Genomic DNA, 11,930 nt, shown 5'->3' with positions numbered 1-11,930 from the left:
GCCCGCGGTCACGGCGTGACGATCGGGAAGTGCCGGTCGGGCTTGTCCAGCAGGGTCCCGAAGGTGAGCAGGGCCTCGGGGTCGCCGTCGAGGGTGACCGTGCCGGCGGTGATCTCGTCGAGGAAGGTGCTGGCGCCGCTGAGCACCGCGTTCAGGGTGCTGCGCGTCAAGTACAGCGTGGCGTGCGGGAGTTCTCCCCGGGGCGCGTCGCCGGGCATGGGGGTGAGCGCCCCGTTGGACAGCAACAGGCTCCAGATCTCCGGGGCCGGGGCCGGTTCGTCGCCGACGGGCGCGGACCCGATCTCCCAGCGCAGGAGGAGGCGCCGGTCGCCGGCCCGGGGCCCGTTGAGGCGGACGGCCATGGACTGGAAGATCTGCTCGGCGGTGAGGGCGGCGAGGACATCGGGCGCGGGGTGCGCGGGGGTGCCGGCGACGGGGCCGCGCAACTCCGCGGCGCCCGTGAGGTAGAAGTTGCGCCAGGGCCCGGACTCGGCGGCCCGGCCCAGCCGTTCGAACGCCTCGGCCTGCAGCGCACGGGCCCCGTCATGCCCCGGTTCGGCGAAGACGACATGGTTGACCACCTCGGCCACCCACCGCAGATCCCCGGCCTCGTACGCCTTCCGGGCCTTGGCCACCACGGCGTCGGCACCGCCCATGAACTCCACGTAGCGCCGGGCCGCGGCCACCGGCGGATGCTGCCACAGATGGGCCGGGTTCCCGTCGAACCAGCCCATGTAACGCTGATACACGGCCTTGGCGTTGTGGCTGAGGGTGCCGTAGTAGCCGCGGGCGTGCCAGGCACGTTCCAGGGCGGGCGGAAAGCGCAGCTCCTCGGCTATCTCGGCACCGGTGAGCCCGGCGTTGATCAGCCGCACAGACTGGTCGTGCAGGTAGGCGTAGGCATCACGCTGCTCCTCCAGGAAGCGGACCGCGCGCTCCTGCCCCCACGTCGGCCAATGGTGGGAGGCGAACACCACCTCGCTGGAATCGCCGAACAGCCGGAGCGTCTCGGTGAGATACCGGGCCCAGGCACTGGGATCCCGCACCAGCGCGCCGCGCAGCGTGAGAACGTTGTGCAGGGTGTGGCAGGCGTTCTCGGCCACGCACAGCGCCCGCAACTCGGGGAAGTGGAAGTTCATCTCGGCCGGCGCCTCGGTCCCGGGCGTCAACTGGAAGACCATCCGCACCCCGTCGATCACCTCCTCCTGACCGGTCTCGGTGACGTCCAGAGTGGGGGCGATCAGACCGACGGACCCGGTCGACGTGGTCTGCCCCAATCCGCAACCGATCTGACCGGCCGGCCCCTTGGGCAGCGCGGTGCCATACATGTAACCGGCCCGGCGCACCATCGCCGGACCGGTGAAGACGTTCTCACTCACCGCGTGCGCGAGAAAGCCCGCCGGAGCGATCACCGGAACCCGCCCGGCGGCCACCTCCGCGTCGTCGACCACCCCGCGCACCCCGCCGAAGTGGTCGAGGTGCGAATGGCTGTAGAGAACCGCGGTCACCGGCCGCGGCCCCCGGTGCGCGCGATACAGCGCCAGCGCGGCCCCCGCCACCTCGCTGCTGATCAGCGGATCGATGACGAGAACACCCCGCTCGCCCTCGACGAACGTGACGTGCGAGATGTCCAGCCCACGCACCTGGTAGATCCCCGGCACCACCTCATAGAGCCCCTGCCGCGCCACCAGCCGACTCTGCCGCCACAGCGAGGGATTGGCCGTCGGTGGGCACTCCTCCTCCAGAAACCCATACGCATCGTTGTCCCAGACGACACGCCCTTCGGCATCCCGGATGACACAGGGTTCGAGACGCCCGATGAACCCACGGTCGACATCGGCAAAGTCCTGCTCATCGTCCCAGTCGAGGTCATTCATGAAGGCGATTGTGACGGCGCCACCGGCTCGGATTCATGGTGCTGAGCCACAGAGTGGGCTGTCATGGGTCACAACCCGGCGGGATGCGGGGCTGCGGCTCGCCCCGGCATTCGACGGGAAGCGCCGAAGCGTCACCGCTACTGCCGAATCAGGCAACATTCGCCCTGTCGACACCTTGCGCACTCGTGCATCAAGAAGCACTCGGACGCGGCCGCACCCACCGTGACACCTGCTCATGCTTCTGCGTGCACCGCACGGGTCGATCCCGCCAGGGCACTGCTGCTGCGGGCCTACCAATCGTGTAGTAGAACTGCTATCAATGACCCTAGAGGCACTAAGAGGCATCATGCTTCACATATAAGGAGAAGCACATGGATGACACGGCCGCGCGGCACCCGGCTGCCTTGGGTGACGCCTGATGCCCGCTGGCAATCAGGGCAAGGACGAAGGGAACGTCTACAACCGGATCCCGATGCTGCGGGCCGAGCGCGGTATCTCGCGCCGCGACTTGGCCGCCGCCCTGGGCGTCCACTACCAGACCATCGGCTATCTCGAGCGCGGTGAGTACAGTCCCAGCCTTCACCTGGCGCTGCGCATCGCCGCACACTTCGAGGTCCCGGTTGAGGTGCTCTTCTCCCTCACACCCTTCCCCCGGATCGGAAGCAAGCCATGACGTATGAAGAGAGGTCGGCGAACGACCGCCACTCCGCCCGTCCCTCCTGGTGGAGCGAGCGCCGGGCGAAGTCGCAACTCAGACGCGCAAAGCGCCTGAGTGCCCTGAACCCGGAACTGGAGCGTATGTCCGCCCGCTACGCCAGCCGACGCCCTCGCCGTGCATTGGCGGTTGCGGGGGGCTCGTGCCTGGGGTTGCTCTGGGTGGACGCCGCCGTTTCATGGATCCTGGCCCCGAGCGACACGGCGATGATCGTCAACTTCGTGATCCTCGGCGTTCTGCTGGTAGCGGGCGTCCCGCTGGCCGGCCGGCTCATCGCGACCACCCGCGGAATGATCTCCAGGCGCGAGCAGGAACTCGACGAACGGGAACTGGCCGGTCGGCTCCGTGCGTTCTCGACCGCGCACCGATGCACGACTGTGGTGATGGTCCTCGTTATGGCCGTGACCATGTCCGCCGACAGGGAAGGCCGGGACTCGCAGATCCCGGGCGCCGCGCTGTTCCTCATCCTCTTCGCCCTGCTGGTGACCCACGTCCTCCTGCCGCTCGTCGTAGCGACCTGGCAGATGCCCGACCCGCCCGCTGATGAAGATGAGTTCGGCGAGGGGGACGGCAAGCCCTCCTGCAATGAGAATGTGTCCTAGCGTCGGCACCTGGGCGGCGGCGAACACGTCGAGATCGCCTACACGCCGACCAACAGTTCCTGGCTCAACCGCATCGAAGCCCAGTTCACGGCCCTGCGCTACTTCACGCTCGACGGCACCGACCACGCCCCACAAAGAACAGGGCAGCATGATCCGCCGCCGCTACATCATCTGGCGAAACCGCCACGCCGACGACCAGCGCCTACGCGCCATCGTCAACAGGGCGAACGTTGCCTGATCCGGCGCTAGCTGGGCAGGAGAGGCGTCACGACGGACGGGCCCGCGAACTCTCCAGCGACGGCGTCCATGATGATTTCGTCGCACGTCTTCCCGAGCCAGTACCCGGCGTCACGGAGCTTGCCGGCAGCACGGAAGCCGGCCTTCTGGTAGGCACGGATGCCTGCCTTGTTCGGGGCGAGGACCTTGAGCCAGACCATGCGCAGGTTGGTGATGTGGAAGGCGTAGTCGAGCGCCAGGCGGGTGGCCTGGGTCCCGAGTCCGCGTCCGCGAGTTTCGGGGGCGAGCATGACGACGTACTCGGCGGTGCGGACGGCGTAATCAGGCAGGAGGGTGGCGACTCCGACGGGTACGGGTTCGCCGGAGGCGCGGTCGTAGATGGTGAACCGGAGGTTCTCGCCGCGGAGTTGGTGGGCCATACCTTCGGTGCGTGCTTCGAGAGACTCAGGTGTCTGACGGCCGTAGCCGACCAGGAGCGTGGGGTCCTGTTCCCAGCGCCAGTACGTTTCGACGAGGTCGGCGCGGTAGGGACCGAGTGCGCAGGTGTCGGTGCCGATCCACAAGATCGGGTCAGAGCTGGTGCTGATGGCGGGCTCCAATGGTGAGGGCGACGGTGTAGCCGACTGTCGAGGGTGGCTCGGCGGCCGGGACTCCGTCGTCAGTCTGCACCCAGGCATGGAGCCGAACGGGATCTGGCGCGACGCCGTGGCACCAGGTGGCGGACAGACGCCTGGTCGCGAGCAGGAACACCGCGGCGGCGGACTCCTCCAGGCAGGCCGTTCTCACTGGTGAGAACCAGCCAACGCGGCGGACAGCGAGGATGGCGGCTTGTGTCTGGTCGTGGGTGGCGGCGGAGTGCACGCCATTCTCGGCATCGCCCGGCTGCACAACCTCGCCCTCACGGGATAACTCCCACCCCATACGGGACCAGAGAGGTTTAAGGAGGCGGCTCCCGCCCCTACGGATCGGAGAATGCTCAGTCGATACAGAACTCATTGCCCTCGATGTCCAACATCGGGATGCACGAATCCTCGCCGTCATACAGCGTGCGCAGGTGTACCGCGCCGAGCGGGACCAGTCGTGCGCACTCGGCCTCCAGTGCGGCGAGGCGCTTTTCCCCCACGAGCCCGGTGCCGACCCGCACATCGAGATGCACCCGGTTCTTGGCCGCCTTCCCCTCGGGAACGCGCTGGAAGTACAGCCGCGGTCCCACACCCGAGGGATCACTACAGGCAAACCACGAATCCCGCTGCTCAGGTGGCTGCGCACCCGTGAATTCGTCCCACGTGGCAAACCCCTCCGGAGGCGGCGGTACGACGTACCCCAACACCTCACACCAGAACCGAGCGAGCCGCTCAGGTTCCGCACAGTCAAAGGTGACTTGGAACTTCTTGATCGCTGACATCGCCGCAACGTACCAGGGGGACTCCGGCTTCCACCGGTGGTCCCTGGGATCCAGCCCTGACCAACCATTTTCATTCCAGGGTCAGTTACGGGGCACCCCTGAGCACGCTCCGAGCCGCGTACCACCTGCCACGGGGCGACACCCTCGCCCGTGGGCACCGACGATCCGGGCCACTTGAGGGAACTCGTCGGCGTTCTGGAGGGGGAGGTCGACGACCCGACGGTCCAGGAGTACAGGCGTCTCCTCAAGGAACGCTCGCGTGGTCAGCCTGCCTGAAGTCCCTCGACGACCTGATCCGCCATACGCCGCGCGGGCTCCCGGCGAGGGTCCTGAGGGTGGGCGTGCAGTCCTAGGATCTTCGAGCACACGAACAGCGTCATCAGTTTGCCGTCCCTGCTCTCGAAATCGTGGCGACGCTCCTGCCGCACGCGGTCGGCGAGGGCGGGGACGGCAAGCGATGCCGCCCACAGGGAGGCGGAATCCAGTCCCTGCGGGGCACTGCCCCAGTCCTCCCAGTCGAAGAGGCTGAACACCGGTGCCGTCATGTTTGCCCAGTTCAGGTCGGCGTGGGCGGGCGTCCAGCGGCGGACGGTCGTATCGAAGCCGTCGGAGAACACGTCTCGGATCGACGTGGTGACCAGATCCTGCGTGATGGCTTCGGTGTCGGGGGTGGCGACTCTCCCGGTCTGATGCCCGGTCAGCGCGTCCAGGGATGCGTTCAGCCCGCTCCACCACTCCTCCGGGAGGTCAGGAGCATCGCTCAGGACGGCACTTCCCACAGGCGCGCCTGGCAGGAGGCTCGTCTCGTCGGCCCGCCACATCACTGGACCGTCCTCGTCCTGCCAGACCACACACTGCCGCCACGTCGGCATGGCGACGCCCTTCAGACGGGCGGCGCGTTCCGTGCCGTTCCACCCTTGATCGGTGATCTTGTCAAGCGAGCGCCGCTCGATCCGCACCCAGGTGTCACGATCCGTATGGGCCCCCACGGACCGCCGCTTGCGAACCACCGTGCCTTCGTGGAAACGCGTTTGGAGAGAGCGTGCGACACGGTCCAGCACCTCGTCGACCGGCTGCACTCGTAGATCAACGTCCTGAACGGTGGAGAACGAGGGGGCCATGGACGCGACCGTAGCAGCGGGTTGGATGATGTAGCCCGAATTTCCTGCGCCATCGAAACTTTCCCGCATGCTGCGCGGGCTCTTCGGTAGGGGCAGGGCGGCGACCGCCGGTCGTACTTGCTTCGACTCGCAGCCGCGGAGCTCCGGTCGATGGCGTCAGCAGCACCCCCCGGCGGCCGCTCGCTGATCTCCTTCAGGTCAGCCAGTTTTCCCGTACCGCCACCGGGCCGGGTCGCCTCTCTGCTCCCGGCAGGATCCGAACCCCCGACGCCCCCTCCAGAAACCCCCCGCTCACAGATCCTGATCCTCTCCCCCGCTCCCCTGAGGCCCGTACAAAGCCAGCAAACGGGTCCGTGTCCCGTGGAGGCGGTCGGCGACCGTTTCGGCGACGTAGTGGTACATCGCGCGGCCGAGGACGGGGTCGGATTCGCAGAGGTCGCGGATGATCGGGGCGTCGAACTCGACGGCGTCCACCGGGCCGACGGTCTCGGCGCCCAGGTGCCAGAGGTAGGGCGGGAAGAGCCAGGACCAGCCGAGGAGTTCGTCGCGGCCGAGGGTTTCGACGACTGCGGGGCGGCGGCCGGGGACGTGCTGGTCGAGGGCGACCTGGCCGCTGCGGATGATCCAGAAGCGGTCGGCGCGCCCGCCCTCCTCGAAGAGGCGGGTGGCGCGTGGGAGCGACACCGGGCGGGCGAGGTCCCGCAGCCGCCGGCGCCGGTCCGGTGGCATGGCGTCGAACAGGTCTTTCGCCGTGGTCATCTCATTCTCCGTCCGCTGACTGCTTTGCAAGATAAGCGGTGGTTCGCGGGGATACGGGGAATGGCCCGGCGGGCGGGGCGGCGGCCGCGGGGGTCAGGTCAGCTGGCGGCGCACCAGGTCGTGCAGCGCCCCGCCGGTGTCGGCGAGCAGCTCGGCCGGCGGGCCCTGCTCGACGATCCGGCCGTCCGCCATCACGATCACGCGGTCGGCGTCCATGACCGTGGTCAGCCGGTGGGCGATCACCAGCCGGCTGGCGCTGAGCTTGCGGGTGCTGTCGCTGACGATGCGCTGGGTCTCGTTGTCCAGGGCGCTGGTGGCCTCGTCGAAGAACAGCATCCGGGGGCGGCGGACCAGCGCCTGAGCGATCATCAGGCGCTGGCGCTGGCCGCCGGAGATCGCGGCGCCGCCGGAGATCATGGTGTGCAGGCCCATCGGCATCCGCTTGATGTCCTCGGCCAGACCCGCCATCTCGGCGGCCGCCCAGGCCTCCTCCTGGGTGAAGGCCTCCGCGCCGCAGATGCAGTCCAGGATCGAGCCGGTCAGCGGCTGGGCGTTCTGCAGGACGACGCCGCACTGGCGGCGCACCGCCGCCTGGTCCAGGGCCGACAGGTCCTGGCCGTCGTAGAGCACGCTGCCGGAGGTCGGCTTGTCGAAGCCGATCAGGAGCCGCAGCAGGGTCGACTTGCCGCAGCCGCTCGGGCCGACGACGGCCACGAACTCACCCGGCCGGACCCGCAGCGAGACGTCGTCGAGGACCAGCGGGCCGTCGTCGGTGTAGCGGAAGGAGAGCTTCTTGGCCTCGATGGCGCCGGTGAGGGCGCCGGGCTGGGCACTGGCGCCGCGTACCTCAGGCTTCTCGTCCAGCACCGGCTTGACCTGCTCGAACATCGGCAGCGCGGCGGCGGTCTGGACGAAGGCGCCGGTGATCTGGGTGACCGAGGTCAGCAGCATGGTCACCGAGGTGTTGAAGGTGAGGAACGAGCCGGCCGACATGCTGCCGCGGGCCGGTCCGGCCAGCAGCATGAACATGATGAGCGAGCAGAGCGGCAGATAGACCGCGTTGAGGACGGTGGTCAGATTCTTGATCCGGCCGACCCGCTGCTGGAGTTCGCGGGTGTGGGCGAACTCCCGGGCCCAGGCCGCGTAGGCGAAGCTCTCGGCCGCGGCGACCCGCAGCTTGGGCAGCCCCCGCAGGGTCTGGAACGCCTGGTTGTTGAGCTTGTTGCCGAGCTTGACCAGCCGTCGCTGCCAGCGCAGCTCCCACAGCCCCATGGCGAGGAAGACCGCGCCGATCACGAGCAGCATGGCGAGCGCCGCGAGGGCCAGCGGCACGCTGAAGCAGAGCAGCATGACGAGATTCATCGCGCCGATGGTCACCGACTGCACGGCGACCGGGCCGACCCCGGACAGCACCCGCCGGATGCTGCTGATGCCCATCGCGGCGCTGGCCAGCTCGCCGGTGGAGCGTTCGGTGAAGAACTTCGTCGGCAGCCGCAGCAGCCGGTCCCACACGGCCGGCTGGAGCGCGCTCTCGATCCGGCCCTCCATCCGCAGGACGGTGAGGTTCTGCAGCAGCATGAAGGCGGCCGAGACGATGCTGGTGACGATGACGGCCAGCGCGACCTGGACGATCAGACTCCGCTGGGCGCTGGGGACGTACACCCCGAGCACCCGGCCGGTCGCCAGCGGGACCAGCGCACCGAGGGCGACCGTCACCAGCCCGCCGAGGGCCAGGTTGCGGACGTCCGCCCGGGTGCCGCGCAGGCTGAAGCGCATCAGCCGCCACAGGGTGATGGGCCGTTCCGGCAGCGGGCGGTAGAACATCACCGCGCGTGCCTCGAACTCCTCGGCGTTGTCCTTGCCGATCCGCATCCGCATCCCGGAGGCCGGGTTGACCGCTTCGTAGCCGCCGCGCCGCCACAGCAGCGCGACCGGGGCCCCGGATTTGGCGCGGTGGCCCACCAGCGGTCCGGTGTCGGTGCGCCACCAGCGGCCCTGGAGGCGGACCGCGCGGGTGCGGACCCGTGAGCTGACCGCGATCCGTTCGACCGGGCTGATGCGGTCGTTGACGGCCCCGCCCTTCGGCGGTTCGGTGAGGGTCATCCCGGCCGCCTCGGCGACCGTGCGGCAGACCGCGAAGGTGGCGTCGTCGCCGGCCCGGCCGCCGTCGCCGCCCCGCCCGGACCGGTCCGAGCGGCCGATGGAGGCCAGCAGCGCCTGGTCGGCCCGCTCGCGGACGGCCTCGCCGGCCTTGATGCCGGCCGCCGTGCGGTCCTCGTGGGCGCGCTCCAGCTGCTCGATCCACCGGTCGACGGCGGACAGCAGCCGGTATTGCTGATTGACCATCTGCTGCCACAGCCCGGGGTCGACGAGCAGGTCGCCGGCCGCCTCCGCGCTGTAGGAGGCGCCGTACTGCACGCTGCCGGGCGGCACCGGCATCCACAGGATGTCGTCGTCGGCCACCGCCTCGTCGGCGGGCCGGCCGTCGAGCGGGGCCTCGAAGAGCACGCCCAGGCTGCGGGCGGTGCCCAGGGCGAAGGCGTGCTCCAGCGGGGAGGGGGCGGGCTCGTCGCCGGTGTACTCGTGGCCGTAGGGGTCCTGCGCGCCGTAGGGGGTCTGCGCGTACTGCCCGGTGTCCCACTCGGGGCGGGGCAGTTCGCGCAGCGGTATCCGGCGCAGCAGGGCGTCCTGCGTCGGCCGGCCGAGCAGGGTGTGCTGCGGGCCCTGGACCGGGCCGAGCAGCAGGGCGCCCGCTTCGAGGCGGCCGAGGAAGTGCCAGTGGCCCTCCTGGGCGGCGTCGACCGCGAAGAGGTCCAGCGCGCCGCCCGTGACGAGCCACAGCACGTGCGGGCCCTCCAGAGGGACGCTGCGCAGGCCGGTGCAGTCGACGGGGGTGCCGAGCGTGCCCAGGGCCTGGGTGACCGCGTCGGTGTCGCCCGGTCCCACGACGGCGGACGGGGGCATGGATGACACGTCAGTGCTCCTTGACCAGCTCGGCGTACGGGCCTCCGGCGGCGACGAGGTCCTCGTGCCGCCCGCGTTCGACGACCACGCCGTGGTCGAGGACCACGATCTCGTCGCTGTCGCGGACGGTGCTCAGCCGGTGGGCGATGATGACGCACGCGCAGCCGCGGCGCCGCAGGTTGTCCATGATGAGCTGCTCGGTGCGGGCGTCCAGCGCGCTGGTGACCTCGTCGAGGACCAGGACGCTGGGGCGCCGGACCAGGGCCCGGGCGATCTCCAGCCGCTGCCGCTGCCCGCCGGAGAAGTTGCGGCCGTCCTGCTCGACGCGGCTGTGGATGCCGTCGGGGCGGCGGGCGATGACGTCGTCGTAGAGGGCGGCGTCCTTGAGGGCGGTGATGACCGCGTCGTCGGGGATCGAGGGGTCCCACAGGGCCACGTTGTCGCGGACCGTGCCCTCGAACAGGAAGATGTCCTGGTCGACGAAGGACACGGAGGCGGCGAGCGCGCTGCGGGAGAGGTCCTCCAGGCGCTGGCCGTCGATGCGGATGGCGCCTTCCCAGGGGCTGTAGAGGCCGGAGATCAGCCGCGAGACGGTGGACTTGCCGCTGCCGGAGCCGCCGACGAGGGCGACCTGCCGGCCGGGGCCGACGGCCAGCGAGAAGCCGGTGAGCAGCGGTTTGTCCAGCGGGCTGTAGCCGAAGGTGATGTCGTCGAGCGTCACATGGCCCTTGAGCCGCCGGGTGTCGGCGTCGGAGCCGGGGCGCGAGTAGAGGCTGTCGGCGGGGAAGCTCTCGACGTCCTTGAGGCGGGCGACGTCAGCGGCGAAGTCCTGGATGCGGCCGGCCACCCCGTTGAGCCGGGTGATCGGTGCGGTGAAGCGGGTCACCAGCGCCTGGAAGGCGACCAGCAGACCGATGGAGATGTGGCCCTCGACCGCCCGCAGGCCGCCGATCCACAGGATCAGCGCGCTGTTGAGGGTGGCGAGGGTGGGGGCGACGACGGCCAGCCAGGCGCTCGGCACCCCGAGGCGCTGCTGCTCCTCCAGGGTGGTGGCGTGCTGGCCGGCCCAGCGGCGGAAGTAGCCGTTCTCGCCGCCGGTGGCCTTCATCGTCTCGATGAGCTGGAGGCCGGTGTAGGAGGTGTTGGTCAGCCGGGCGGTGTCGGCGCGGAGTTTTTGGGTGTGGGTGGCCCGCAGCCGGACCACGATCCGCATGGCGACGACGTTGAGCAGCGCGATGCCCACGCCGATGACGGTGAGTTGGGGGTCGTAGGTCCACAGCAGGACGGCGTAGAGGACGACGACGACCCCGTCCACCGCGGCGGCGGCCAGGTCGCGGGCCAGGGTCTCGGCCACCGCGTCGTTCGACTGCAGCCGCTGGACCAGGTCGGCGGGGCTGCGCTGGGCGAAGAAGGTGACCGGCAGTCTGAGCAGATGGCGCAGGAAGCGGGCGCTGGTGAGGGTGGAGGAGATGATCCGGCCGCGCAGCAGGTTCGCCTGCTGCAGCCCGGTCAGCACGGCGGTCAGCGCCACCATCGCGGCCATCGACGCGAAGAGCGGGCCCAGCAGCGAGGTCTGGTTGCCGATCAGGAACATGTCGATGTACGTGCGGCTCAGCGCGGGCACCGCGGCGCCGACCGCGACCAGCAGCAGGCTGGCGAGGAGGGCGGCCAGCAGGGTGCCGGTCGTCCCGCGCATCCGGGCGGGCACCGCACTCAGGACGCCGGGCTTGCGGCCGCCCTTGCGGAAGTCCTCGCCGGGCTCGAAGACCAGGGCGACACCGGTGAAGCTGGTGTCGAAGTCCTCGGTCGCCACGAAGCGGCGGCCCTTGTCGGGGTCGTTGATGTGGACGCCGCGGCGACCCAGGCGGCGGCCCGTGCCGTCGTAGACGACGTAGTGGTTGAACTCCCAGAACAGGATGGCCGGTGCCTGCACTTCGGCGAGCGCGGCCGGCTCCATCTGCATGCCCTTGGCCTGCAGACCGTAGCTGCGGGCGGCCTTGAGCAGGTTGCTGGCGCGCGAGCCGTCGCGGGAGACCCCGCAGGCGATCCGCAGCTCCTCCAGCGGCACGTGCCGTCCGAAGTGGGCCAGCACCATGGCCAGGGACGCGGCGCCGCACTCCACGGCCTCCATCTGGAGGACGGTGGGCGTGCGGACGGTCCGGGTCTTCGCGGGCTTCGGGGCGGGCGGCGCGGGGCGGCGGGAGCGGCGGGGGCCGGGGGCGGCATCGGGGCGGTGGCGGCCGCGGCCGC

The 11,930-nt window shown here is 70.1% G+C and carries 10 protein-coding genes and 1 pseudogene; 3 read left to right on the top strand and 8 right to left on the bottom strand.

Annotated elements, in window-relative coordinates; genetic code table 11:
- Positions 1-8: 8 nt before the first annotated feature.
- Entirely contained in the window at positions 9-1,877 is a 1,869-nt protein-coding gene (locus IEY78_RS00050; RefSeq protein ID WP_189095185.1) for an alkyl/aryl-sulfatase, read from the bottom strand.
- A gap of 418 nt (positions 1,878-2,295) precedes the next feature.
- On the opposite strand from IEY78_RS00050, the gene IEY78_RS00045 reads away from it, so the two are divergent.
- From IEY78_RS00045 to IEY78_RS34940, 3 genes and pseudogenes are all read left to right on the top strand, one after another.
- Positions 2,296-2,550 carry a helix-turn-helix transcriptional regulator gene (locus tag IEY78_RS00045; RefSeq protein WP_189095183.1) on the top strand — a complete coding sequence of 85 codons (255 nt, stop codon included), beginning with the start codon at positions 2,296-2,298 and terminating at the stop codon, positions 2,548-2,550.
- Positions 2,547-3,194, top strand: coding sequence for a hypothetical protein (locus IEY78_RS00040; RefSeq protein WP_189095181.1), 648 nt, complete (start codon positions 2,547-2,549; stop codon positions 3,192-3,194). Before IEY78_RS00045 ends, IEY78_RS00040 begins: the two co-directional genes overlap by 4 nt.
- Positions 3,181-3,432, top strand: a pseudogene (locus IEY78_RS34940) (IS630 family transposase); the annotation flags it as partial. The gene IEY78_RS00040 and the pseudogene IEY78_RS34940, both read left to right, overlap by 14 nt.
- Before the next feature lie 7 nt (positions 3,433-3,439).
- Here IEY78_RS34940 and IEY78_RS00035 read toward each other — a convergent pair.
- The 7 genes from IEY78_RS00035 to IEY78_RS00005 form a co-directional block, all read right to left on the bottom strand.
- Entirely contained in the window at positions 3,440-3,994 is a 555-nt protein-coding gene (locus IEY78_RS00035; RefSeq protein WP_229699589.1) for a GNAT family N-acetyltransferase, read from the bottom strand.
- Positions 3,995-4,001: 7 nt separating this feature from the next.
- The gene (locus tag IEY78_RS00030; protein ID WP_229699588.1) at positions 4,002-4,352 is read right to left on the bottom strand and encodes a lasso peptide biosynthesis B2 protein; all 351 of its coding nucleotides are present in this window, start codon (positions 4,350-4,352) and stop codon (positions 4,002-4,004) included.
- Positions 4,353-4,407: 55 nt separating this feature from the next.
- Positions 4,408-4,836: a VOC family protein gene (locus IEY78_RS00025; RefSeq protein ID WP_189095176.1), complete on the bottom strand. Its 429-nt coding sequence runs from the start codon at positions 4,834-4,836 to the stop codon at positions 4,408-4,410.
- A 263-nt stretch (positions 4,837-5,099) separates the two neighbouring features.
- Positions 5,100-5,957, bottom strand: coding sequence for a hypothetical protein (locus tag IEY78_RS00020; RefSeq protein ID WP_189095174.1), 858 nt, complete (start codon positions 5,955-5,957; stop codon positions 5,100-5,102).
- Positions 5,958-6,248: 291 nt separating this feature from the next.
- Positions 6,249-6,716: a cyclic nucleotide-binding domain-containing protein gene (locus tag IEY78_RS00015; RefSeq protein ID WP_189095172.1), complete on the bottom strand. Its 468-nt coding sequence runs from the start codon at positions 6,714-6,716 to the stop codon at positions 6,249-6,251.
- A 93-nt stretch (positions 6,717-6,809) separates the two neighbouring features.
- Positions 6,810-9,680, bottom strand: a complete 2,871-nt coding sequence (locus IEY78_RS00010; protein WP_189095702.1) for an NHLP bacteriocin export ABC transporter permease/ATPase subunit — start codon at positions 9,678-9,680, stop codon at positions 6,810-6,812.
- Positions 9,681-9,690: 10 nt separating this feature from the next.
- The coding region (locus IEY78_RS00005; RefSeq protein ID WP_229699587.1) for an NHLP family bacteriocin export ABC transporter peptidase/permease/ATPase subunit at positions 9,691-11,930 on the bottom strand (2,240 nt) is incomplete at its 5' end.

It is taken from the genome of Streptomyces kronopolitis (assembly GCF_014646275.1).
GTDB classification, from domain to species: Bacteria; Actinomycetota; Actinomycetes; order Streptomycetales; family Streptomycetaceae; genus Streptomyces; species Streptomyces kronopolitis.
This window is presented reverse-complemented; position numbering and strand designations above follow the sequence as displayed.

What these genes read in the sequence shown, in the direction of transcription:
- IEY78_RS00050 (WP_189095185.1), bottom strand. Translation starts at nt 1,877, where the DNA reads ATGAATGACCTCGACTGGGACGATGAGCAGGACTTTGCCGATGTCGAC.
- IEY78_RS00045 (WP_189095183.1), top strand. Translation starts at nt 2,296, where the DNA reads ATGCCCGCTGGCAATCAGGGCAAGGACGAAGGGAACGTCTACAACCGG.
- IEY78_RS00040 (WP_189095181.1), top strand. Translation starts at nt 2,547, where the DNA reads ATGACGTATGAAGAGAGGTCGGCGAACGACCGCCACTCCGCCCGTCCC.
- IEY78_RS00030 (WP_229699588.1), bottom strand. Translation starts at nt 4,352, where the DNA reads ATGGGGTGGGAGTTATCCCGTGAGGGCGAGGTTGTGCAGCCGGGCGAT.
- IEY78_RS00025 (WP_189095176.1), bottom strand. Translation starts at nt 4,836, where the DNA reads ATGTCAGCGATCAAGAAGTTCCAAGTCACCTTTGACTGTGCGGAACCT.
- IEY78_RS00020 (WP_189095174.1), bottom strand. Translation starts at nt 5,957, where the DNA reads ATGGCCCCCTCGTTCTCCACCGTTCAGGACGTTGATCTACGAGTGCAG.
- IEY78_RS00015 (WP_189095172.1), bottom strand. Translation starts at nt 6,716, where the DNA reads ATGACCACGGCGAAAGACCTGTTCGACGCCATGCCACCGGACCGGCGC.
- IEY78_RS00010 (WP_189095702.1), bottom strand. Translation starts at nt 9,680, where the DNA reads ATGCCCCCGTCCGCCGTCGTGGGACCGGGCGACACCGACGCGGTCACC.